At 63.5% G+C, this 23088-nt stretch carries 19 protein-coding genes; 15 read left to right on the top strand and 4 right to left on the bottom strand.

Annotation, left to right across the window (positions count from 1 at the left end):
• Positions 1-63: 63 nt before the first annotated feature.
• Both AV929_RS06770 and AV929_RS06765 read right to left on the bottom strand, forming a co-directional pair.
• On the bottom strand, positions 64-1113 hold the full coding sequence (locus tag AV929_RS06770; RefSeq protein ID WP_011224748.1) for a PAS domain-containing sensor histidine kinase: 1050 nt from the start codon (positions 1111-1113) through the stop codon (positions 64-66).
• Positions 1114-1461: 348 nt separating this feature from the next.
• Positions 1462-2337: a homoserine kinase gene (locus AV929_RS06765; protein ID WP_050037560.1), complete on the bottom strand. Its 876-nt coding sequence runs from the start codon at positions 2335-2337 to the stop codon at positions 1462-1464.
• 123 nt (positions 2338-2460) lie between these two features.
• Here AV929_RS06765 and AV929_RS06760 point away from each other — a divergent pair, with 123 nt between their 5' ends.
• Positions 2461-4692 carry a histidine kinase N-terminal 7TM domain-containing protein gene (locus AV929_RS06760; protein ID WP_064287830.1) on the top strand — a complete coding sequence of 744 codons (2232 nt, stop codon included), beginning with the start codon at positions 2461-2463 and terminating at the stop codon, positions 4690-4692.
• Positions 4693-4703: 11 nt separating this feature from the next.
• Positions 4704-6062, top strand: coding sequence for an NAD(P)/FAD-dependent oxidoreductase (locus AV929_RS06755; RefSeq protein ID WP_050037562.1), 1359 nt, complete (start codon positions 4704-4706; stop codon positions 6060-6062).
• Between the two features lie 39 nt (positions 6063-6101).
• On the opposite strand, the gene AV929_RS06750 is transcribed toward AV929_RS06755, so the two are convergent.
• Positions 6102-6710: a DUF6149 family protein gene (locus AV929_RS06750; RefSeq protein ID WP_064287829.1), complete on the bottom strand. Its 609-nt coding sequence runs from the start codon at positions 6708-6710 to the stop codon at positions 6102-6104.
• A gap of 131 nt (positions 6711-6841) precedes the next feature.
• Here AV929_RS06750 and AV929_RS06745 point away from each other — a divergent pair, with 131 nt between their 5' ends.
• The 10 genes from AV929_RS06745 to AV929_RS06700 all read left to right on the top strand — a co-directional run bounded on the left by AV929_RS06745 (position 6842) and on the right by AV929_RS06700 (position 18935).
• Positions 6842-8092 (top strand): NAD(P)/FAD-dependent oxidoreductase, encoded by a 1251-nt coding sequence (locus AV929_RS06745; protein WP_014039558.1) that lies wholly within the window; start codon positions 6842-6844, stop codon positions 8090-8092.
• 49 nt (positions 8093-8141) lie between these two features.
• Positions 8142-8366 (top strand): hypothetical protein, encoded by a 225-nt coding sequence (locus AV929_RS06740; protein WP_050007783.1) that lies wholly within the window; start codon positions 8142-8144, stop codon positions 8364-8366.
• Between the two features lie 52 nt (positions 8367-8418).
• Positions 8419-8835, top strand: a complete 417-nt coding sequence (locus AV929_RS06735) for a hypothetical protein (RefSeq protein WP_050037564.1) — start codon at positions 8419-8421, stop codon at positions 8833-8835.
• A 74-nt stretch (positions 8836-8909) separates the two neighbouring features.
• A complete protein-coding gene (locus tag AV929_RS06730) occupies positions 8910-9758 on the top strand; it encodes a hypothetical protein (RefSeq protein WP_064287828.1) in 849 nt (282 codons plus the stop codon).
• Positions 9759-9883: 125 nt separating this feature from the next.
• Positions 9884-10417 carry a DUF5815 family protein gene (locus AV929_RS06725; protein ID WP_008310796.1) on the top strand — a complete coding sequence of 178 codons (534 nt, stop codon included), beginning with the start codon at positions 9884-9886 and terminating at the stop codon, positions 10415-10417.
• A 49-nt stretch (positions 10418-10466) separates the two neighbouring features.
• The gene (locus tag AV929_RS06720; RefSeq protein ID WP_014039560.1) at positions 10467-11228 is read left to right on the top strand and encodes a hypothetical protein; all 762 of its coding nucleotides are present in this window, start codon (positions 10467-10469) and stop codon (positions 11226-11228) included.
• A gap of 87 nt (positions 11229-11315) precedes the next feature.
• Positions 11316-11546, top strand: a complete 231-nt coding sequence (locus AV929_RS06715; protein ID WP_014039561.1) for a hypothetical protein — start codon at positions 11316-11318, stop codon at positions 11544-11546.
• 156 nt (positions 11547-11702) lie between these two features.
• Positions 11703-14954, top strand: a complete 3252-nt coding sequence (gene carB / locus AV929_RS06710) for a carbamoyl-phosphate synthase large subunit (protein ID WP_064287827.1) — start codon at positions 11703-11705, stop codon at positions 14952-14954.
• A gap of 107 nt (positions 14955-15061) precedes the next feature.
• The gene (locus AV929_RS06705; RefSeq protein ID WP_064287826.1) at positions 15062-18082 is read left to right on the top strand and encodes a PAS domain S-box protein; all 3021 of its coding nucleotides are present in this window, start codon (positions 15062-15064) and stop codon (positions 18080-18082) included.
• Between the two features lie 226 nt (positions 18083-18308).
• Positions 18309-18935, top strand: coding sequence for a hypothetical protein (locus AV929_RS06700; protein WP_064287825.1), 627 nt, complete (start codon positions 18309-18311; stop codon positions 18933-18935).
• Positions 18936-19228: 293 nt separating this feature from the next.
• Here AV929_RS06700 and carA read toward each other — a convergent pair whose 3' ends face one another.
• Entirely contained in the window at positions 19229-20275 is a 1047-nt protein-coding gene (gene carA, locus AV929_RS06695; protein ID WP_064287824.1) for a glutamine-hydrolyzing carbamoyl-phosphate synthase small subunit, read from the bottom strand.
• 102 nt (positions 20276-20377) lie between these two features.
• Between carA and AV929_RS06690 the strand changes: the two genes are divergently transcribed.
• From AV929_RS06690 to AV929_RS06680, 3 genes are all read left to right on the top strand, one after another.
• Positions 20378-20791, top strand: a complete 414-nt coding sequence (locus AV929_RS06690; protein WP_008310783.1) for an Lrp/AsnC family transcriptional regulator — start codon at positions 20378-20380, stop codon at positions 20789-20791.
• A gap of 96 nt (positions 20792-20887) precedes the next feature.
• Positions 20888-21763 carry a mechanosensitive ion channel family protein gene (locus AV929_RS06685; RefSeq protein ID WP_014039566.1) on the top strand — a complete coding sequence of 292 codons (876 nt, stop codon included), beginning with the start codon at positions 20888-20890 and terminating at the stop codon, positions 21761-21763.
• 88 nt (positions 21764-21851) lie between these two features.
• Positions 21852-22952 carry an AI-2E family transporter gene (locus tag AV929_RS06680; RefSeq protein ID WP_064287823.1) on the top strand — a complete coding sequence of 367 codons (1101 nt, stop codon included), beginning with the start codon at positions 21852-21854 and terminating at the stop codon, positions 22950-22952.
• Positions 22953-23088: the final 136 nt, after the last annotated feature.

The raw sequence follows: 23088 nt of genomic DNA, 5'->3' as shown, positions 1-23088 counted from the left end.
TCGTCTTCGGCTTCTTGCTTTGAGTATCTGCCCGACCACGTCTCGCAGTCGAGGACTGGCGCGCTACTGCTGGTCGTCCGGCGGGTCCCGTGCCGGTAAATAAAAAAAGACGGCGTTCCCGTCACCGCTCCGCTCGAATCGGAGTTCACCGCCGAGAGACTCAATACACCACTTCATCACGAACAGGCCGACGCCGGTACCGTGCGCCGTTTCTGTGGCCTGCGTCGGGTCGAAGAGCGCGCTGATCTCCGTATCTGGAATCGGGGGGTTCGAATCGCGAATGCAGATCTCCACTCGGCCGGTGTTCGGTGACGGACCGACGGATACCTCGACTGACGGGGTGACAGCCTCACTGTGAATGATTGCGTTCTCGATGGCGTGGGTGAGTGCGTATGTGAATGCGTCATTGCTGTCTACCCACAGCTCTGCCCGTTCGGTAACGGTAATCTCTGAAGTAGGGTAGTCGGTCAGGATGGTGTTCACGACACCTCGTACCCTGCGCGTGACGTGACAGCGGGTGTAGTCTGTGCCGGGGCGCGCGACTGCCCGTTCGATCTGCTTGACGGATTCGACGATGTTCGTGAGGTTTTCGACGCGAGACCGAATCGTCTTGCTGGCATCCCGCACGGCCTCAGTCCCGGCCGAAGCTGTGATACGGGCTGTGTTTCCGGCGATGACTGTCGCTTCGTTCCGCAGGTTGTGTCGCAGTATCCGCCAGAGGAGCTCCTCGCGGTGGTGTGTCTCGAAGTACTCCGTGATGTCACGGATCTCCGCACAGACGTACGTCCTCCCGGACACGACCCGCTCCGAGAGGTGAATCCGGGCCCAGATGAGCTCGCCGTCCGCCCGTTTGATCCGCCACGTGAACTGGCGCGACCCGCCTGCGGCGCTGTCTTGCAACCGGGACCTGAAATCGGCGACAGAGTGGACGAATGTGTTTGCGGTGTACTCGCTGATCGACCGCTCGCGCAACTCCGAAACTGAGTATCCGAATATCTCTGCTAGCCGTTCGTTGCCGTCCAGAATAGCACCACTGTCGGGGTCGTACAGTGCGATACCGATGTTGAGCGCGTCGTATGCTGCTGGAAGCGCGTGCCCCGTCTGAGATGCCATTGCTATTCAGGTAGCGCGGCGAGACGCCTTGCTGTTACTAATAGCAGTACATAGTGCTATAACGCGGTACAGACGTCTCATCGCCCGACGGGGGTATCTCTCTTCGTCGACGACTGACCGCGTGCGGGATGAACAGCCCGGTCTTCTCGCTGATCTCCCGGCACGATATGGAACGAAGTAGTCCCTGTCATCCCCGGTGCACCCACACCGCCTGCATACCGGCCAAGTGCCCCAATCCCACCTGTAGACACCGCTGACGAGATGCTCCTTCCCGCTTTTCCGCGACTGCCTTCGAAACGGACCTGTCCGCTAGTCGCGGAGCGTACCGTCGCGGACCTGCGGACGGTCTCAGAACACTTCAGCGCCGCCGCCGATACGTGTCTGGTACACCCGGGCGTCGACCCCGCGCTCGCCGAAGGCGTCGAGCATCGTGCTCGCGATTTGCCGACGGTCTTCCTCTGCGCAGGCGGCGATAACCGTCGGGCCGGCCCCGGAGATTGTGACACCGGTTGCACCGGCCGCCAGCGCGGCTTCACGAACCTGTTCGTAGCCGTCGATGAGCTTCGCGCGGGCCGGCGTCACCACGGTGTCGTGCATCCCCTGGCCGACGAGTTCGGGGTCGTCGCGGTGCATCCCCGTCGTCAGCGACGCGGCGTTGCCGACCGTCTCTACCATCTGATCGACGCGGGCGGTCTCGGGGACGACGTTGCGCGCGTCCCGCGTGGAAACGACGATGTCGGGGAGACAGGCGACGAGGGGGATGTCGGCATCGACCTGCGTGACGCCCTTCTCGGTCGCGATGGTGAACCCGCCCATGATGGAGGGGGCCACGTTGTCGTCGTGGGCGTCCCCGGAGACGACGGCCTCGCCCTTGGCGGCGATTGGGACCAGTTCCTCGCGGGAGTAGCCGCGGTCGTACAGTTCGTTCAGCCCGACGGCCGCCGCGGCGGCGCTGGCCGCGGAGGAGCCCAGCCCCGATGCGGGACGGACCCCCTTGTCTATCTGAATGCGTGCCGGCGCATCGAGCGCCTCGGCGACCGCGCCGACGGTGTTTTTGTCGGGGTCCTCCGGGATATACTGGCTGCCAGCGCCAGTCATTTCGATGGTGACCCGGTCGGCCTTCTCCAGACGGACGACGTCGGCCGGACGCTCCAGTGCGACGCCGAACACGTCGAAGCCGCTCCCGAGGTTCGCACTGGTAGCCGGCGCCCGGACTGTCAGCATGCCTGCGAATTTCAGCAGTGTAGGCAAAAAGGTAGCGAACCGACACTGTGGCCGTTTCGCAGTACTGAGAACGCGGCCCAAAGGCATAATACAGGGAAACCTGACGTTGGAATAGGTATCGATATGGATGTCGACATCGCCACGGTCGCCATCCTCGGGAACGCGGGTGGGGCGCTCATCGGTTTCGCAATCGCTGTCGTCGCCGCCCGAAACCAGGATGTCCCCGGCGCTCGCCAGTACGGCTGGCTCGCGGTCGCTGGGGGCTGCTGGTGTGCTCTCTCGATATGGCAGATACTAGTTTCGGACCCCGCCGCTGTCAGGACAGTGTACCTGCTGTCGCGAACCGCCGCTATGCAGGTCATCGGGCTCTGGGTCGTCTTCGCGCTCGTCTACACCGGCCGACAGTCGTGGCTTCGGCCATCGTCTCTCGTCCCGCTGTTTCTCGTGGTGAACGCGGACGTGCTGTTACTGCTGACGGACCAGGCACACGACCTCGTCGAAGTGGTGGCCGTGCCTGTCACTCAGCTCGGTACGACGCTGGTCGCCATCCAGCGTGGTCCCACGTTCGCGGTACTTCTCGCCGTCAGTTACGGGCTGTTACTGCTCGGATACGCACTCCTGATTGAGTTCTTGTTCCGGTCGCAGAACGTCTATCGGCGACAGACAGCGGCGATCATTATCGGAACCGGCCTTCCGATATTCGTCGCTGTGCTGTATGATTTCGGCTACACGCCGCACCCGGCCATCGACTTCACGCCGGTAGCGTTCTCGCTCAACGCGGTGCTCGTCGGCTGGGTACTGTTCAAGGACGAGTCGCTGTCTGTGACGACGCTGTCGGGTGACACCCTCGTCGACAACCTCCCCGACCCGGTCATCGCTCTCAACGACGACTGTGTCATCATTGATTACAACGCCGCGGCGGCCAGCGCACTGGATCAGCCGGACCCCGACGGAGAGTTGCTTGACGACCTCGTCCCGGGGCTCGTTGACCACATCGAGCGTGGCGAGGTGTTCTCGTTCGGAGATTCGTTCACGTACTACAACCCACAGACGACGAGCCTCACCGACCAGTCCGGGACGGAACGCGGTCGGCTCGTCGTTCTCAGGGACGTGACCGGCCAGCAGCGCCGCCAGGACCGACTCGAAGCGTTACAGGCCGCGACCCAGCAGTTTATCGAGGCCGAGACCGCCGAGGCGGTCGCGGAGATGGCTGTCGAGTTCGCGACGGCCGTCCTCGACCAGAACGCGGCGGGCGTGTTCCTCGAAGACGACGGCATCCTCGAACCGGCCGTCATTAGCGAATCGATTGCGGAACACGTCGAGGACGAACTGCTGTACGCCTCGCCGACGGACGAGCCCGAAAGCAAGCTCTGGAAGACATACGAAACCGGTGAGATACAGGCCGTCTCGCTCGATAAGGACGGACTCGACCCACTGGACAACGCGCTGATGCTGCCGCTTGGCTCCCACGGCGTGATGGCGATCACGTCCCACGACAGCACCCTCGCCACGGAGGACAGGCGATACGCCGCGATTCTGGCACAGACGACGCAGGTCGCCCTCGACCAGGTGGAACGCGAGCGCGAACTCCGCCAGAGCCGCAGTTCTGTCCAGCGACGCCGCGAGCAGATCGAGTTCTTCAACGGCGTCCTCAGACACTCGCTGCACAACGCGATGGTCGTCATCCGCGGCCGCGCGGAGCACATCAGAACCGACGTGCCGCGGTCGAAACGACGGCATCTCGACAGCATCAGCAACTGGTGTGGGAAGCTCACGGAGATGAGCGAAACGATCCGGGATATCAACAACACCGTGACGGCGAGCGAAGCTGAGCGGTTGGACGCCGTCGACCTCAACGCCACACTCCGTCGCTCGATTGAGTCGCTCCGGGTCGAGTACGATTCGGTATCGATCTCCTGTGAACTGGACGGAGACTACAGCGTGCAGGCGAACGAACTGCTCGAAGAGGTCCTCCTGAGCATCCTCCGGAACGCGGTCGACCACAACAACGCTGACACCCCGCAAGTGACCGTCTCGGTCCAGCAGGCCAGCGACTGGCTGCAGGTCCGTATCGCCGACGACGGCCCCGGAATGAGCGACGAACTGAAGACGACGGTGTTCGAACGCGGGCTCTCGCCCGACCAGACCGCTGGCGGCTTCGGCCTCTACTTCGTCTCGGTCATGATGGACCTGTACGGCGGGACGCTCTGGTTCGAGGACAACCACCCGACGGGGACCGTCGCGATCCTCGAATTCCAGCAGGCGGTGACGGGTGATGAGGCGGAAGATGACTTCGGACACGACGACACGGAGACGGCGGCGACCGAAGCGCAAACTAAATCCCACGACCGCTGATAGGTCGGGGTATGATTGGCGTCGTCGGTGGCGGTATCGCCGGCCTCTCGGCAGCGTACCGGCTCCAGCAACGCGGCCACGAGGTCCGTGTGTTCGAAGCGAGCGAGGATCTGGGCGGCCTGGCAGCGACCTACGAGACGGCCGGGGACCCCATCGAGAAGTTCTATCACCACCTCTCGAAATCCGAGGAAACCATCGTCGAACTCGCCGAGGACCTGGGCCTCGGTGACGCGGTCGAGTGGCACATCGGGGAGAACGCCTACTACGTCGACGGCGTCGTCCACCCCATGGACAAGCCCTGGGAGATCCTCTCGTACCCGCATCTCTCGCTGTACGACACGTTCCGGCTGGGGATGCTCGTCCTCGACATCGACGTTCGCGGCGGCATCCCGTCGTTCGACACCTACGAACGCTTAGAGGACTTCGAGGACGTGCCTATCGAGGAGTTCGTGGTCGAACACACGACGCGGGGCGTCTACGAGAACTTCTTCGAGCCGCTGCTCGACGCGAAGTTCGGCGACCGGAAAGGCGACGTGAGCGCCGCGTGGCTGCTCGGGCGGGTCAAGTTCCGCGGCGAGCGGGACATCCTGAACGGCGAAATCCTGGGCTACTTCGACGGCGGGTTCGGCCGACTGCTCGACGCGCTGGTCGACGCCGTCGGCCCCGAGAACATCGAGACGGGCACGCGTGTGACCGACATCGAGACGAGCGGCGGGACCGTCTCGTCGTTGACGGCCACGGACGGAACCGAGACGACGGTTCACGAAGCCGACGACGTCGTCGTCGCGGCGATGCCGAACGTACTGGAGGAGTTGACCGGCTACACCTGCGATATCGATTTCCAGGGGACGGTGTGCTCGGTCATCAGCATGGACGAACCCCTGCTGGATACGTACTGGCTGAACATCGCCGACGACGCTCCCTTCGGCGCGCTCATCGAACATACGAACTTCGTCTCCGCCGAGCGGTATGGCGGTGAACATCTGCTGTACGTCGCGCGCTACATCCAGGACGAATCAGAAGCCATCTGGCAACAGAGCGACGACGAGGTTGCCGAGACGTGGCTGGACGGCATCGAATCGCTGTTCCCCGAGTTCGACCGGGACGCCGTCAACTGGATTCGGACGGGGCGCAATCCCCGGACGGCACCGGTGTACGAGCGTGGCTATCTGGACATGGTCATCCCCTACGACCTCGGCGACGCCGTCGCGGACGGCCTCTACTACGCCGGGATGGCCTCGCGCGCCCAGTACCCGGAGCGCTCGCTCAACGGCGGTATCGTCGCGGGCTTCGAATGCGCCGACCGGATCGCAAGCGGACCGACAGCGGCGACGGACCACGATTCGCCGCTTTCGGAAGCCCAGCGCTGAGAGCGTCCTGCCGAAGAAATCCTGTAATCGCCGCCCGAGTCAGTCGCCAGCCGCGCCTTCCACGTCGTCCTCGTCGATGACCGGCGCGTCGGTCGGGCTCACGTCCTCCGGCTCCTCGCGGCCGCCGCCGACGATCATCTCGCCGTCCTCGGTTTCGACGTACACGTCGTCGGCGAACCCACCGACGGCGTGGGGGTGTTCCGGCTCGTCCAGTCGCTCCGGCGTCGACGGTGCGTCGGCAACGCCACCGGCCGGGCGGAACGTCCCGAGCGGGTCGTCGATGGTGATGTCGTGGGCGTCGAAGAAGTCCGCGTACCGCTCGTAGTGGGCTTCGAGTTCGTCGGCCGGGAACTCCATCATCTCCGTCCAGCCGTGGTTGTAGAAGTCGAAGTTCGCCTGGATGTGGGTTATCTCCCGGGCCTCGGCCTCCGAGTAATCTGCCTGGAGCGTGGCCACGTAGGTGTCCATCGTGGCGTCGAAGAAGTCGTCGAGGTGGTCACGCCGCTCCTCCCGGTGGGCCTCGTCGGCCTTCCCGAGGAAGATTTTGGTGTGGAGTTTCACCAGCCCGTAGTTGGCCACCGACCGGACGCCGGGCGTGGTCAGCGCCTTCTTGCTCGCCCAGTGGCGCGGGTTCTGGTATATTTTCATTTCGATCACCGATACGGGCCCCAGCGCCTTCAAATCCTCGACTATCGGCGTCCTTCGCGGTGTTCCGCGCAATATCGCAAACGATACGCAGATAGCAATCCACATTAAGCCCGATTTCGTATCGGCCGTACATGAGCACGTCGCACGTAATCATCGGTGACGGCATCGCGGGTGCGTCCGCAGCCGAGACAATCCGGGAAGCGGACCCGGACGCGTCGGTCACAGTCCTGACCGACGAGGGGGAGGCACTGTATAACCGGATCCTCATCAAGGAGTTCGCCAAGGGGAAGCTGCCGGAAGCGCCGATCTCCATTCACGAGCCGGAGTGGTACGACGAGCGTGACATCGACCTGCAGCTGAACACCCACGTAACGGACATCGATCCCGACGCTCACGAGATCCACACCCACAAGGGGGACACCTACGAGTACGACAAGCTGCTGGTGGCCACGGGCGGGACGCCAGCACAGCTACCGGTCGAGAACAGCGACGCCGACGGCATCCACCACTTCTGGACGTTCCAGGACGCGCGTGGCATCCGCGAGCACGCTGATGAGTCCGATCAGGGCATCATCGTCGGGGCGGGCCTGCTCGGCATCGACCTCGCGGCGGTCTGTGCCGCTCAGGAAATCGACGCGAAGTACCTGATGCGTGGCAACCGCTGGTGGCGCTACGCGCTCTCGGAGGACGGCGCGGAGATCATCCACGAGGCCCTCGAAGAGAACGGCGTCGAACCCGTCTTCGAGTCCGGCGTCGACCACTTCGAAGTCGACGACGACGGCCACGTCACCGGTGCCGTCGACCCCGACGGCAACCACTACGACGGCGAGTGGGCCGGCGTCGCTATCGGCCTCGATTTCAACACCGAGTTCCTCAACGGAACGGGGCTCGAACTCGACGACGGCGTCGTCGTCGACGAGTACATGCAGACCAACGTCGAGGACATCTACGCCGCGGGCGACCTCACCAAGTTCTACGACACCATCCTCGACTCCCAGGCGCAAAACGGCGCGTGGGGCTCGGCCAAGGAACAGGGGTCGGTCGCCGGGACGAACATGGTCGCAGACGCCGAGGAGAAGGAGTTCCGCTGGGTCTCCTCGTACTCCATCACGCACTTCGACTTCCCGTTCCTCTCCTTCGGGCACCCGACCCGCGGCGACGACGAGGCCGAACGGAAGTACTCCGACAGCGAGTGGCGGCGTCTCGCCTTCGAGGACGGACAGCTCATCGGCGGCGTGCTGATCGGCGACCTCTCACAGCAGTCGGCGTTCAAACAGCTCATCCGCGAAGAGCGGCAGGTCGCCGACAAGAAGGAACTGCTGCTGGAGAAGGAAGTGGACCTCGAAGAAGTCAAGGCACAGACGCCCGCACCGGCCGAATAAGGCTCGCCGACACCGATCTTTTTCAGCGCTGCGGACGTTAGCGATGCGTATGCGTGACGCCCTCTCCAGCATCGTTGTCCGGCTCATTCGTCGTGACGGCCAGTCGGGTGCGGCAGACGCAGCAGCCGATGACAGCGGTAGCTTCGCCGGCTCGCTGCTCGATGCGTCGGTCAATTACAGTCACGGCCAGAGCGACCGTCAGGCCTCCAGCGAGATGGCGGAGCTACAGGAGGAGGCTAACCGGCTCGCCGAGCAGGACCAGCACCGAAAGTAACTGCCCGCGGGAGAACGACGCTCTTTTTTCGGCCTAAAGCGGAGTGTCGCGTATGGATGGCGGCAGCGGCGATATGACACTCGCGTTCGACCTCGACGCCCTCAAGCAACTGGCCTATCCGGACAGCGTGTTCAACGACGCGCGCCAGTGGTCTGAGTACGTCGGCGTCATCTCCGAACAGCCCACCTACGTCGTGACCAACTTCACCCGGAAACACCGGATCAGACAGGACTTCTTCTCCGGGCCGCGCGGCCGCGAGGAGAGTCTCGAAAACGTCAGAGAGCAGTTCGACACCGACCGGCACGTCTTTGTCGGTGCGGACGACGAGGACGCTGACCTCGCCGAGGCGGCGGGCTGGGAGTACCTCCCAGTCACGCAGGCCGCAGAGGCGGCCGACTGGGACCTTGGCGAACCCGAGACGCCGGACGCGACAACCGACGCGGACGAGGAGCGCGACGACTGGCCGTAGGCGGCACGGCTCCGCTGTCGGCGGGAACCTTCGATTCGAATAGTTTTATATTTTCCCGGAGAGCGACTGAAGATATGGCCCTCCATACCGGTGACGCGTTACGGCGCGGTATCGACGATGTGACCAGCGAAAGCGGCCTGCTGGTCATGGGCGTTTTTCTCCTGTACAACCTCGGAAACACCGTCGCAAGCTCGTCGCTAATGGAAGTGCTGTTCGACGAGTTGATGGCACAGGGCGCCCCCAGTGGCGCGGGTGGCCCTGCTGGGGCGGGCAGTCCGGGGTTCTCGATGGCGGATTTCGTCGGACCGTTCAGCCTTGATCTGGCAGCTCCGGTTGCCGTGGTGTTGCTGCTGGTGTTCCTCGTGTTCGGACAGCTCGTCAAGTTCTGGGGTATCCGGCTGTTCGCAGACCAGAGCGAAATCAGGAGCGACAACGCGTCGGAGCGTGCCGTGATGGCGGCTGTCCTCGGTGGCGGCATCGCAATCGTGATGTTCGCAATCTCGATGAGCTCGACGTTTTTCCAACTCAACGGACAGGCTATACTAAGTCTCGTCGCGTCGCTCGGTAGCGTTCTCGCCTCTCTGGTCGTCGGCCTTGCACTCGTGTACCTGCTGCAGGCGATCGCCCTGTTCGACGGCGGCTACGTCCAGACAATCAAACACTGTGTCGCACGCTTCATGGACGCCCCGGCACAGATCATCGTGCTTCTGTTCATCCTGTTCCTTCTCGGTATCATTCCGGGCATTCCCTCGACGGCGTCCGTCATCTCAGTGGTCCTTCCCGGGTCGTTTGACCTGCCGTCCCAGTCGGTTCTGCAGGTCGCGTCGATGGTGCTGAACGCGCCAGTGCAGGCGTTTAGCCTTGCCGTGATTACGGACGCTTACGTTCAGGTGCGAGCGGACCAGGACGACGACGGGTTCTGAACACGGACATAGCGCTTCGACTGCCCCTGCTGATACCATCGCGCCAGCCATAACCCTCCGCTCGCAGGTCTGCGCCGCGATCAGAGACCGCGGTGTTTAACCACGCGAGCATACAACGACAAGCAATGGCTGAACCGCGCGTGCCCGGCGGGCGCGAGTCCGAACTCGAACTGGCCTGTGGCGAACGCGTCGACACGCATGACCTCCATCTGGGCATGCGGGAGTTCGCGTGCGACTGCGGGAAGACACACGCCGTCGTGCTCGACCCGCACCCGCTGGCACGCTTCGTCCCGGAGTTTCTCACCGAAGTGCTGCACGCGACTATCGAGACCAACGACGACTACGACGAGTTCACCACCGTCCACCTGATGGGTGTCGTCATGGAGGAGTTCCCGGAGAAAGTCGTCGCCGCCGACACCAGCGAGGACGGGTCGGTCGGCTTCTCGCTGGCGTGGGTGAGCGACTTCGACTCCCGCCGCCTCCACGAAATCGTCGTCGAACTGCTCGTGGAACTGATGGAACACGCAATCAGCCACGCCGAGGACGACGACGTGATGGCGGAGTTCGAGGAGCAGATGCTCCAGTTCGACGTCGACGCGTTCGTCGAGCAGTACCGCGACGAGCGGAACTTCGACGGCCGGTCGGACACCGCCATCTGAGGCCGACTGCGACCTGAGTACTTAGTTGGTCCGGCCCCCACGCTGACGCATGGCGGGTCGCGTCGCGGTCGTGCTCTTGCTTCTGGTTTTTGCGGGCTGTGGAGCCTTCGGCGGGGCGGAGCGACAGACGGTGACGCCAGTTCCGGTCCCCGAGCAGTCTCAGGACGACCGGGTCGAACCCGCCCTGACCGAGAACACCGTCGATGCCAGGCGACTCGCGGCGGCCCATCGGCGTGCGACGTGGAACCGCTCGTACGTGCTGGGGATGCGGTTGTCGCTGGAATGGGGAACCCAAATCGTCAATCTCGTCGTCGAAGACAGGTATCACTACCAGTTTCGGACCGAAATTCTCGATCAGAACTACACCAAGCAGGTGTACACCAACGGGAACCGACGCTACGTCTACGACGTGCGAGCACAGGGGGCCTGGACCGCAACGAGGCGGCCAACTCCGGTCAGCGGGGTACTCGACCCCGACCCCGCGCGACTCATCGAAGCCTATCTCGCGACAAACGTCAGCGTTGAGCGACCCAGAGACGACTGCGACACCTGTCGCGTGACGCTGACGGCGACGGACCCACCGGCGGCGTTCGAACCGGCCGACAATTACAGCGCACGGGCGACTGTCCGGCCGGACGGACTCGTCCGGTCGCTCACCGTCTCGTACTGGGACCGCTCCAGAAACTCGCTGGTCAGCTACGAAATCCGGTACTCTGCAGTCGGCGAGACAACCGTTTCCCGACCGACGTGGGTCCGAAAGCGCTGGGGGAACGCGACAGACAGCGACCCCGAACTGTCCGACAGCCAGTGACTCGCCGCTGTCGGTCGATTTCCCGAAATCAGCCGTCTGACTGTTGTCTGACGGTGTTATATGATGGTTGCGGTGTTGTAACTGTGTATGGCTATACGTGAGGGAGAGTTCGAGCGCATCCTGACAGTGCTCGAAGAAGCTGACACCGACGGCACGCTGACAGCCCGCGAGATCTGTGACCTGCTCGAAGAGCACGACGAGGCGTTCGGGAGTGCCCACCGGGTAGCGACTGTCCTCGGTCGCCGTGCGCAGTCCGGCGAGGTCGAGGTCATTCAGGGCCAGCCCTACCGGTATCGCGTTCCCGACCGCGACAACTGACGCCTCTCAGCACCGCTGCCGTCGGAATTCTAACTTGTGGCCCCTCTATGAGACAGCCAATCGTGTGACACGCATACGTTACGATATTCGAAATTAGGCTTCGAGCTTCGCATTGTTTCGCCGGGCTTATTACGATGTATAGACTCCGCTCGTACAATGACAGCGGACGAGGACCGTACAATCCTACTCATCGGCAGTGGCCCGATCAAGATCGGACAGGCGGCCGAGTTCGACTACTCCGGCGCACAGGCGTGTCGTGCCCTTCAGGAAGAGGGTGCCCGCGTCGTGCTCGTGAACTCGAACCCGGCGACGATTATGACCGACCCGGAGATGGCGGACAAGGTGTATCTCGAACCCATCAACACCGAAGCCATCTCTGAGATTATCCGGAAAGAAAACCCCGACGGCGTCATCGCCGGTCTGGGCGGCCAGACCGGCCTGAACGTCACGGCCGAACTCGCCGAGGAGGGCGTCCTCGACGAGTACGACGTGGACGTGATGGGGACGCCACTGGACACCATCTACGCGACGGAGGACCGCGACCTGTTCAAACAGCGGATGGAGGACATCGGCGAGCCGGTGCCGCGCTCGACGACCATCACGCTCGATGAGGGCGAGTCGGTCACCGACCTGGACGAGGAATCGCTCGTGGACCGCGTCGAAGCGGCCGTCGACGAGGTCGGCGGGCTCCCCGTCATCGCACGCACGACGTACACGCTCGGTGGCTCCGGCTCCGGCGTCGTCGACGAGATGGACGAACTCATCGAACGCGTCCGCAAGGGCCTGCGCCTCTCGCGCAACAACGAGGTCCTCATCACCGAGTCCATCTCCGGCTGGGTCGAACTCGAATACGAGGTGATGCGCGACGCCGACGACTCCTGTATCATCATCTGCAACATGGAGAACATCGACCCGATGGGCATCCACACCGGGGAGTCGACCGTCGTCACCCCCTCGCAGGTCATCCCCGACGAGGGCCACCAGGAGATGCGCGACTCCGCGCTGAAAGTCATTCGCGACCTCGGCATCCAAGGCGGCTGTAACATCCAGTTCGCCTGGCACGACGACGGCACGCCCGGCGGCGAGTACCGCGTGGTCGAGGTGAACCCGCGTGTCTCCCGCTCCTCTGCGCTGGCCTCGAAGGCAACCGGCTACCCGATTGCCCGTGTCACCGCGAAGGTCGCGCTCGGCAAGCGCCTCCACGAAATCGACAACGAAATTACCGGCGAGACGACCGCCGCTTTCGAGCCGGCTATCGACTACGTCGTGACGAAAGTGCCGCGCTGGCCTATCGACAAGTTCCGCGACACGGAGTTCGAACTGTCGACGGCGATGAAATCCACCGGCGAGGCGATGTCCATCGGTCGGACCTTCCCCGAGAGCCTGCTGAAGGCCCTTCGCTCCTCGGAGTACAACCCGGCTGCCGACTTCAACGAGATCGCCGATGCGGAACTCGAAACGGAGTACCTCGAAAAGCCGACGCCCGACCGCCCGTACGCGATGTTCGAGGCGTTCTGCCGCGGCTACACCGTCGAGGAAGTCGTCGATATCACCGACATCAAGGAATGGTACGTCGAGCGGTTCAAAGAGGTCGCCGACGCCGCCGACGCCGCCCGCGAGGGCGACTACGAGACCGCCGCACAGGCCGGCTTTACCGATCAGGAGATCACCGCGCTGGCCGGCGGCGAGTTCAATGACACGCACGTCTCCTGGCTCCCGGCGGACCTCGACGAGGACGGCGGCGACGAGCCGGAAGTCGAAGCGGCGACGGATGGCTCTGGTGTCACAGTGGACACTGTCGAGACGGAGACGACCGACCGCGACTTCAAACTGGTCGACACCTGCGCTGGCGAGTTCGAGGCGACGACGCCGTACTACTACTCGACGCGGGACCCGCTGTCGGGTATCGACCGCGACGAACTCCAGATCGACCCGGACCTCGAAAGTGTCGTGGTCGTCGGTGGCGGCCCCATCCGTATCGGGCAGGGCGTTGAGTTCGACTACTGCTCGGTCCACGCGGTCCGCGCACTGGAGGACCTGGGCATCGACGCCCACGTCGTCAACAACAACCCCGAGACGGTGTCGACGGACTACGACACCTCCGACGGGCTGTTCTTCGAGCCGGTCACCGCCGAGGAAGTCGCCGACGTGATCGAGGCGACCGAAGCCGACGGCGTGATGGTCCAGTTCGGCGGCCAGACCTCCGTCGACATCGGCCACCCGCTCGAACAGGAACTGCAGCGCCGCGACCTCGACTGTGAGATCATGGGGACCTCCGTCGACGCGATGGACCTCGCCGAGGACCGTGACCGCTTCAACAAGCTGATGGACGAACTCGGCATCTCACAGGCCGAAGGCGGCTCCGCGACCTCCAAGGAGGAGGCCCTCGACCTGGCCCACGACATCGGCTACCCCGTCCTTGTGCGCCCGAGCTACGTGCTCGGCGGCCGCGCGATGGACGTGGTGTACAACGACGAGGACCTCGAAACGTACATCGAGGAGGCCGTCCGCGTGAGCCCGGACAAGCCGATTCTCGTCGACGAGTTCCTCGCCGACGCCGTCGAACTGGACGTCGACGCCGTGGCCGACGAGGACGACGTCCTCATCGGCGGCGTGATGGAACACGTCGAGACGGCGGGTATCCACTCGGGCGACTCCGCCTGTATGATTCCGCCACGGTCCCAGGAGATCAAAGACGTGATGCCGCGCATCCGCGAGGTCGTCGAGGACATCGCCGACGCGCTCGACACCGTCGGTCTGCTGAACGTCCAGCTCGCCGTCCGTGACGGCGAGGTGTTCGTCCTCGAAGCGAACCCGCGCTCGTCCCGTACCGTTCCGTTCATCTCCAAGACGGCCGGCGTCCCGATCGCGAAGATCGCCGCCAAGGTGATGTCCGGCGCGACGCTATCGGAACTCGACGTGCAGGAGCAGATCCCCGAGCAGGTCTCTGTCAAGGAAGTCGTCCTGCCCTTCGACCGCCTGCCGGGGTCGGACCCGCGTCTCGGCCCGGAGATGAAATCCACCGGCGAGGTCATGGGCACCGCCGGTTCCTTCGGCAAGGCCTACCAGAAGGCCCAGATGGCCGTCGGCAAGGCAATCCCGCTTGAGGGGACGGCCATCGTCGACCTGCCCATCCTCGGCTTCGAGGAGCACTTCGACGTACAGGACTTCGACGACTACGAGGACACCGACGCTATCATCGACGCCATCCAGAGCGGCGAGGTCGACCTCGTCCTCTCCCGCGACCGCGACGTGCTGGAAGCCTGCGTCGAGGAGACAGTGACGTACTTCTCGACCCACGAGAGCGCCGAAGCGGCGCTGGAAGCCATCAACTCCGCCGACCAGCCACTCGCCGTCCAGGCCATCGACGAACGGCCAAAGACCCAGCGCGAGTGGGGCGCTGAGTAACGCCGGCTAGCCGCGGGAGCAAACCGCTCACCGCGGCGGCACCGATTCCTGTCACTCGAACAGATCGGCACAAATACTTATTCGTTGGACACGCTCATATACTCTCCATGGCCGATGCAGTACGTGTCCTACACGTCGAGGACGACCCCGAGTTCGCGTCGATGACGGCGGCGTTTCTCAGCCGTACCGACGACCGCTTCGACGTGATTTCGGCAACATCGGCGAGCGAGGGGCTCACCCGGCTCAGCGAGGAGCCTATCGACTGCGTCGTCTCGGATTTCGATATGCCCGGCCAGGACGGCATCGAGTTTCTGGAATCCGTCCGGGCCGTCGACGAAGACCTCCCGTTCATTCTCTTTACCGGGAAAGGCTCCGAGGAAGTAGCCAGCGAGGCGATTTCGGCCGGTGTGACGGACTACCTCCAGAAGCAGCAAGGCACTGACCAGTACACGATTCTGGCCAACCGAATCGCCAACGCGGTCGAGCAGTACCGGTCACAGCGAGCACTGGATGCGAGCCGGAAGCGGCTCTCGCTGTTTATCGATAAGTCACCGCTCGGCGTCATCGAGTGGGACGAGAGCTTCGAGGTGGTTCAGGTCAACGAGAAAGGCGAGGAGATTCTCCGGCGTGGGGAAGCGGACCTCGTCGGCAAGGAGTTCGAGACGCTCGTCCCGGACTCAGCGCTGGATGCGGTCGAAGAGACGATCACGGCCCTACAGGAAGCCAGCGGTGGCTACTATACCGTGCTCGATATCGAGACCGGCGACGGCGAGCAGATCGTCTGTGAGTGGCACAACCGCACCATCCGAGAAGACGGGGAGACCGTCGCGATCTTCTCACAGTTTCGGGAGATCACTGAGCGCCGGCAGCGACAGCAGCGTATCGAGGCGCTGCACGACACGACCCGGAAGCTGATGCACGCTGAGTCACGCGAGGCTGTCGCCGAACTGGTCGTCGAAACCGCACGCGACCTGCTCGGGCTGCCGCTCAGCGCCGTTTTTCTCGCCGACGAGTCGGCCGACGCTCTCAGACCGGCTGCGGTGACCGACCAGGCACAGGCGATCATCGACGAGCATCCGACGTTTCGCGAGGGCGACAGCCTCGTCTGGGAGGTGTTCGAATCCGGCGAACAGCGTGTCTTCGACGATGTCTCCACTATCCCCGGCCGCTACAACCCCGACACTGACATCAGCAGCGAGATTCTGATCCCACTGGGCGACCACGGGGTGCTGATCGCCGCATCAACCGATGCCGCAGCGTTCGAGGACGCATCGGTCTCACTGATGCGGACTCTCGCTGCCAACACCGAAGAGGCGCTTTCCAGACTCGACCGGCAGCAAGAGCTCAGAACGCTCACGGAACGCCACGAACTCGCGCTTGAAGGTGCCGAACTCGGCGTCTGGGACTGGAACGTCAAGACGGATGAAGTCACCTTCGACGAGCGCTGGGCCGATATGCTCGGCTACTCGCTCGACGAACTCGAGCCGTCGGCAGACACCTGGGACGAACTGATCCACCCCGAAGACCGCGAGCGGACCTACGAAGCACTGAACGCACACTTCGACGGTGAGACGGAGATCTACGAGTGCGACCACCGACTCAAGACGGCCACCGGTGATTACCGATGGATCCGCGACATCGGTAAGGTGTTCGAACGCGACGAGAACGGCGACCCGGTACGTGCGGTGGGGATCCATCAGGACGTGACCGACCACAAAGAACGGAAACAGGCCCTCGAAGACACGAGCCGCAAACTGCAGGTCATTCTCGATACAGCGCCGACGTACATCCTGATGAAAGACACCGACAGTCGCTTTCTCTTCATCAACAGCGCGGCCCGTGACCTCTACGGGATCGACGCTGACGAGTCCGTCGTCGGGACGAGCGATTACGATATTCTCCCGGACCACATCGCGGAGCAGACCCACGCCGACGATCAGCGGGCCCTCGAACAGAGAGAGACCGTCGAAGTCGAGACGGTGATTCCTGTCGACGGGACGGAGCGGACACATCTGACACGGAAGACGCCGATACTCGACGAGGGCGGCGAGCCGTACGCCCTCTGTGTCGTTGCGACCGACATCACCGAACAGAAACGGCGCGAGCGGGAGTTGGCCCGCCTCACCGACGAGTACGAGGCGGTGTTCGAGAACACGAACGACGCCATCGCGCTCGTCGACATCGAGGACTCGGCGGACGATCCGACGTTCCGCTACGTCCGGACGAACGAGGCCTACGAACGACAGAGCGGGTTCGAAACCGAGTCACTGACCGGTCAGACCCCAATCGAGGCTGCCGGCCCGGACACCGGCCGTCGAATCGCCGACCACTACGAGCGGTGTGTCTCGGCCGGCGAAACCATCACGTTCGAGGAGCGGGGCCTCCACCCGACCGGCGTCTGGGAGACGCAGGTGACACCGATCTTCGCTGACGGGGAGATCGACCGACTCGTTGCTATCTCCCGGGATATCTCCGACCGCATCGAGTACCGCGAGCAACTGGAGCGGCAGAACGACCGGCTCGAAGAGTTCGCGAGCATCGTCAGCCACGACCTCCGGAACCCGCTTAGCGTCCTCGAAGGTTCGCTCGCCCTCGCCAGAGACACCGGCAACGACGAGCAGTTCGACCGCTGTTACCGTGCCATCGACCGCATGAAGGAACTCATCGAGGACCTGCTGACCCTGGCCCGTGAGGGGGACACGGTCTCGGAAACGGAGCCGCTCGCCCTCGAATCGACTGTCCTGTCCTGCTGGCAGGCCGTCGAGACGTCTGATGCCACCCTCGAAGTCACTGCCGAGAGCACGATCTACGCCGACGAGAGCCGCGTTCGCCAGCTCCTCGAGAACCTCATCAACAACGCCGTGACACACGGCGGCCCGGCTGTCACTGTCGAGGTCGGTGATCTCACCGATTCGGGCTTTTACGTCGCCGATGACGGCGGCGGTATCCCGGCTGAACAACACGAAACGGTGTTTGAGAGCGGCTACACCACCACTGACGGTGGCACCGGGTTCGGCCTCGCTATCGTCAAGGAGATCGCGGCGGCACACGACTGGTCGGTGTCCGTGACTGAGAGCGACGACGGCGGCGCACGGTTCGAGTTCCGGGGCGTCAGACAGGAGTTCTGAGCCTGTGGAGCTGTGATGACTGCTCGCCGTGGATACCTCTCTTCCTGGCCTTACAACTCAGCAGTATTACGCCAATATGGTGGCGATAGATAGTAACTATTCATATATTGGTGCCTATCTGTCTTTTTCTGGGACAATAATGGCACGTTCGTAACACTCATTCCTGCGGCTGTGGCAGTAGCTGTATGGATCGCGTTGCAATCACCGTCGCCGCTCCGGAAAGCCGATGATAGAAGACGTCACCGAGCGGGCGGAGACAGTTGCGGAGATGGCTCCCGGTAGCTCGGTAACGACGGCAGTTCTCGCCGGACACGAGAGTCGGTTCTCCGAGTCACCACCGCTGAACAACCCACCGCTGACGTACCTCGACGGCGCGGAAGCCCCGGCGTATCTCCTGACCAACGGGAAGCGCGGCATCGGGCGCGGGACGAAACGCAAGACCGACTCACCGGTCGGCGACCGTCGGACGGTCATTCTGATTACTGGCCGCCGGACGCTCTGTCTCATCGGGAAAGACGAGGACGACGAAGTCATCGAGGTCCCACACGAGGCGGTTGCCGACGTTACCACCAAGTCCGGATTCCGTGCGCACCGCCTCGCGCTCCGCACCCCACGGAAGATGTATCACTGCTGGGTGCACCGCAAGACCGACAAGACAACCCTGAACGCGGCCGCCGAGTTCATCGAAAACCATCAGCAGGACAGCCCGGACGCAATCGACGGCGACGACACCGCCAACCGGGTCATGTACCGCGGCCGCCCCGTCGCACCACAAGACACCACAAACGAAGACGAAGACAGCGACCAGACCACGTACTACCGCGGACAGCCAATCGACGACGACAGCGACTGAGAGACGTGGCTTATGTGCGTGCGAACCGCGCTGCTCACGGTTCCTGTCGTCATCGTTCGCGTCTCGCGGTTCTCACTCGCTTCGCTCGCTCCGAACCGCGCTGCTGCTCGCGGGTCACTCCGTTCCCCGTCTTCGGGCGGCAATGCCGCCCGACTGCCTGCGGGACCAAAGGTCCCGCTCCCCGCTCACAATTCCGAGGGCCGCTCCTTTCAGTCGCGCCCCTCGCTACACCTCACGGCTCCTACCGTCGCCGTTCGGGCATTCGGAGACCCCTCGCTACGCTCGGGTTCTCCCTACTCCCCCGCCATCCCTAGCACATCATCAAAGAAGCCGAGCGAGTCGTGCGGGCCGGGGTTGGCCTCGGGGTGGTACTGACGCGTGATGATGTCCAGGTCGTCGTTTTCCAGCCCTTCCGGCGTATCGTCGTTGACGTTGACCTGGGTCACGTCGAGTTTGTCGCCGGGGTCGGCGACGGTGTAGCCGTGGTTCTGGGTCGTCATCACGACCCGATTGGAGCGCAGGTCACGGACCGGCTGGTTCACGCCGCGGTGGCCGAACTCCATCTTCTCAGTTTCGCCGCCGAGCGCGTTGGCAACGACCTGCTGGCCGAGGCAGATGCCCGCGAGCGGCACGTCGCCGACGTAGGTTTCGACGAGTTCACCGGCCTGTTCGAAGTTCTCGGGGTCGCCGGGGCCGTTCGAGATGAACAGTAGGTCCGGGTCGACAGCGGCCACGTCGTCCTCGGTGGCGTCGTACGGGAACACGTGGACCTCGGCGTCGCGTTCGACGAGCGACTCGGCGATAGAGCCCTTCGCACCGCAGTCGACCAGCGCGACCGTCGCACCGTCGCCGCCCTCGTTGTGGACCTCGACCTCGTCGACGGAGACCTGCGCGCCGATGTCGGTGTGGTCAGACATATGCTTACACTCGTGGAGTTCGTCGAGCGCGTCCTGCTCGGTCACGTCCGGCCCGGCGGCGATGCCGCATTTCATCGCCCCCTCGTCGCGGATCTCGGTGACGATATCGCGCGTGTCGAGGTGGTCCACAGCGGGGACGCCCTCGGACTCCAGCCACTCGGCCACGTCGTCGGTCATCTCGCGAGCCACTGCCGCGCGCGGGTGGACGCGGTCGGACTCGAAGCGCTCCTCTCGGACGCCGTAGTTCCCGATGAGCGGGTAGGAGAACGTCAGCACCTGCTCCTCGTAGGACGGGTCGGTGAGGCTCTCCTCGTAACCGGTGTACGCTGTTGTAAAGACCAGTTCGCCACGGGCGGTGCCCGGAGCGCGAGCGCGCGCCTCGATGACGCGGTCGCCCTCGATTGCCACGTATGCGTCAGCCATTACGAGATGCGTACACTATAGTCGGCCATAAGGGTTGCTTTCGAAGACGAGTTTCGAATTTCGTAATACTCAAGTCACGGCCGGTGATACTGTCACATCTCGATGGACGACCTCGACAGAGAGATACTCTCGATACTTCGCCGGGACGCCCGAACCCCGTATACTGAGATCGCGGACCGGGTCGGCACGTCGGAAGGGACTGTGCGAAACCGCGTCGAACGACTGGTCGAGGACGGTGTTATCGAACGCTTCACTGTCGCGACGCGGACCGGCAACGTGAAAGCGATGATCGAGGTCAGCGTCGATGTCAACGTCGACACGGCCGAGGTTTCGGACCGCATCGCTGACTGGCAGCAGGTCGATTTCGTGTGGCAAGTCTCCGGCGAGGAGGACATCGTCGTCGTCGTCGACGCCGCCGACACCGACGCGGTTAACGGGCTCATCACGCAGGCGCGCGAGCTGGAGGAGGTTGTGGGGACGAAGACGAGGCTAATTTTGAACGAGCGAGTTGGGTAACGCGCAGCACCGCCGCGAACAGCAGGCGGAGCCGTGGTCCCCACCAGCACCGACGTGGCACCCTGATTTCATATCTATTGGGCTACGACAGACAGTATGCAGTTCCCGGTGGGCCTGGATACCGACATCGTCTCGGCGTACGGACAACTCGCGACCGACGGGGCGCAATTCCTCGCTGTCGCGGCGCTACTCTACGCTATCGGCCGGCTAATCGTCGTGCCAGCAGTTCGATGGCTGCTGTCACGAACCGAGACTAACAAGACAGTCGCCAGCGCGCTGACCAGCGCTGTCCACCTGATATCGGTCATCCTCGCGGTGGTCATCGGCGCCAGCGTCGCGGGCTTCCGGGGCGCGCTCGCGGGGTCGACCCTGCTGGCGGCGGGCATCACGCTTGCGGTGGGGTTGGCGGCACAGGACGTCCTCGGGAACTTCGTCGCCGGGGCGTTCATCGTGACCGACCCGGATCTGAACGTCGGTGACATCATCGCATGGAACGGGATGCAGGGCACGGTGGTCGACATCGACTTGCGGGTGACGCGGATTCGGACGTTGGACAACGAGCGCATCATCGTCCCGAACACGACGCTGGCGACGAGCGCGGTGACGAACCAGACTTCGACGGGTCCAATTGGAGTTTCCTATCAGTTCGGTATCGGCTACGACGACGACATCGACACGGTCCGGGCGATTATCGAGAACGCCGCCCGCGACCTCGACCATGTCTCGGAGAAACCGGCACCGACGGCCAGAGTCAGCGACCTCGCGTCGACGGCGGTCATCTTGACAGGCCGGATCTGGATCCCTAACGAACGGCGGAACCGCCTCGCATCGGTCAGATCGGACTTCATCCAGCAGGTCCAGGAGGATTGCCGCGCTGAGGGTATCGACCTCAGCGACACGAGCCAGCACGAACTCTCCGGCAACATCGGCGTCCACGACAGCATCGGGCCGGTGCGCGAGCGAACCGAGTAGCCACCGATTGGGACCATGTCCGGCCCCATGTTGTCTGTGAGGTTCCCTGCGCCCGTATGTTTATAACTGTTCATAAGCTGGTACGTATATGGACGAGAAGCGCTTCGTCGTCGCCCTCTTCGGCCTCGCTGTCGCGGTGGTGGTCGGCGTACTCGCATATCAGTTTATCGCGGCGTTGACTGTCTCCGTGTTCCTCTATTATTCGACGCGACGGTACTACAGTTCTTTGCGCAGACTCCGCCTTCCGGCGCGAGTGCGTGCGGTCGTGGTCATGGCATCGCTGGCGATTCCGCTCCTATTGCTCGTCAGCTATGCGGCCGTCCTCCTCATTGTCGAAGCCCGGCAGTTCGTCACCCAGTACGCGCTCATCGACGTGGCCGCGACGCACGTCAGTTGGCTCGACGGCGCGGAGTCCGTGCCGGACCTCACCGTCGAGGGGCTGTACAGCGCCTACCAGTCGGGACAGCTCTCACCGTTCGTCGACTTTCTCAGCGAGAACGCCATGGTGCTTACGTCGGTCGCCTCACAGTTCGTCCTCAATCTGTTTATTACGACCATCGTCACATACTACCTCCTGGTGGACGGCCGGCGCATCCGCGAGTGGCTGCTCCGGTTCGATGACGGGGCCATCATCCGCGAGTACCTCGAAGCTGTCGACGAGGAACTGGAAGCGGTACTGTTCGGCAATCTCCTGAACGTGTTGGCGATTTCGCTCATCGCTATCGCCGCGTTCACCGGCTATAACGTCGTAGCGCCGGCGGCTGTCGAGGTCCCGTATCCGACGCTCGCCGGCGCGCTGACCGGTATCGCGAGCTTGATTCCTGTCGTTGGGATGAAAATAATCTACCTCCCGTTGACCGGTTTCACCGCGCTCCCAGTGGTGCTCGACGGGCAGTCTTCGCTGCTCGCGTATGTGCTCGGATTCCTCCTCGTCGCGGTGGTCGTCGTCGACACGATCCCGGACCTGCTGCTTCGGCCACTTCTCAGCGGCGAGAGCACGCACGTCGGGCTCCTGATGCTCGCGTACACGCTTGGCCCCGTCGTGCTGGGCTTCTACGGTCTGTTCTTCGCCCCCATACTGCTCGTCGTCGGCATGACGTTTGCGAACACGGCCCTGCCTCGTCTGCTCGGCGCGAGCGAACCGGACGGTCTCCACCCCGACCAGTTACGTCTTGAAGACTTCAGCTAGCCCTCGTGGCCGATAACGGGGAGTCGAACGCGAACGGGGCTTCCGAACGGACGAGCATCGACGGCCAGGTGGGGTGTGTCCGTGTCACAGGCCCATCGTGTTCAGATAAGCTGATTCCATGCGAAGCTGAACGATC

Origin of the sequence: Haloarcula sp. K1 (assembly GCF_001647155.1) — an archaeon.
Lineage (GTDB): Archaea > Halobacteriota > Halobacteria > Halobacteriales > Haloarculaceae > Haloarcula > Haloarcula hispanica.
This window is presented reverse-complemented; position numbering and strand designations above follow the sequence as displayed.

What these genes read in the sequence shown, in the direction of transcription:
- AV929_RS06770 (WP_011224748.1), bottom strand. Translation starts at nt 1,113, where the DNA reads ATGGCATCTCAGACGGGGCACGCGCTTCCAGCAGCATACGACGCGCTC.
- AV929_RS06765 (WP_050037560.1), bottom strand. Translation starts at nt 2,337, where the DNA reads ATGCTGACAGTCCGGGCGCCGGCTACCAGTGCGAACCTCGGGAGCGGC.
- AV929_RS06760 (WP_064287830.1), top strand. Translation starts at nt 2,461, where the DNA reads ATGGATGTCGACATCGCCACGGTCGCCATCCTCGGGAACGCGGGTGGG.
- AV929_RS06755 (WP_050037562.1), top strand. Translation starts at nt 4,704, where the DNA reads ATGATTGGCGTCGTCGGTGGCGGTATCGCCGGCCTCTCGGCAGCGTAC.
- AV929_RS06750 (WP_064287829.1), bottom strand. Translation starts at nt 6,710, where the DNA reads ATGAAAATATACCAGAACCCGCGCCACTGGGCGAGCAAGAAGGCGCTG.
- AV929_RS06745 (WP_014039558.1), top strand. Translation starts at nt 6,842, where the DNA reads ATGAGCACGTCGCACGTAATCATCGGTGACGGCATCGCGGGTGCGTCC.
- AV929_RS06740 (WP_050007783.1), top strand. Translation starts at nt 8,142, where the DNA reads ATGCGTGACGCCCTCTCCAGCATCGTTGTCCGGCTCATTCGTCGTGAC.
- AV929_RS06735 (WP_050037564.1), top strand. Translation starts at nt 8,419, where the DNA reads ATGGATGGCGGCAGCGGCGATATGACACTCGCGTTCGACCTCGACGCC.
- AV929_RS06730 (WP_064287828.1), top strand. Translation starts at nt 8,910, where the DNA reads ATGGCCCTCCATACCGGTGACGCGTTACGGCGCGGTATCGACGATGTG.
- AV929_RS06725 (WP_008310796.1), top strand. Translation starts at nt 9,884, where the DNA reads ATGGCTGAACCGCGCGTGCCCGGCGGGCGCGAGTCCGAACTCGAACTG.
- AV929_RS06720 (WP_014039560.1), top strand. Translation starts at nt 10,467, where the DNA reads ATGGCGGGTCGCGTCGCGGTCGTGCTCTTGCTTCTGGTTTTTGCGGGC.
- AV929_RS06715 (WP_014039561.1), top strand. Translation starts at nt 11,316, where the DNA reads ATGGCTATACGTGAGGGAGAGTTCGAGCGCATCCTGACAGTGCTCGAA.
- carB (WP_064287827.1), top strand. Translation starts at nt 11,703, where the DNA reads ATGACAGCGGACGAGGACCGTACAATCCTACTCATCGGCAGTGGCCCG.
- AV929_RS06705 (WP_064287826.1), top strand. Translation starts at nt 15,062, where the DNA reads ATGGCCGATGCAGTACGTGTCCTACACGTCGAGGACGACCCCGAGTTC.
- AV929_RS06700 (WP_064287825.1), top strand. Translation starts at nt 18,309, where the DNA reads ATGATAGAAGACGTCACCGAGCGGGCGGAGACAGTTGCGGAGATGGCT.
- carA (WP_064287824.1), bottom strand. Translation starts at nt 20,275, where the DNA reads ATGGCTGACGCATACGTGGCAATCGAGGGCGACCGCGTCATCGAGGCG.
- AV929_RS06690 (WP_008310783.1), top strand. Translation starts at nt 20,378, where the DNA reads ATGGACGACCTCGACAGAGAGATACTCTCGATACTTCGCCGGGACGCC.
- AV929_RS06685 (WP_014039566.1), top strand. Translation starts at nt 20,888, where the DNA reads ATGCAGTTCCCGGTGGGCCTGGATACCGACATCGTCTCGGCGTACGGA.
- AV929_RS06680 (WP_064287823.1), top strand. Translation starts at nt 21,852, where the DNA reads ATGGACGAGAAGCGCTTCGTCGTCGCCCTCTTCGGCCTCGCTGTCGCG.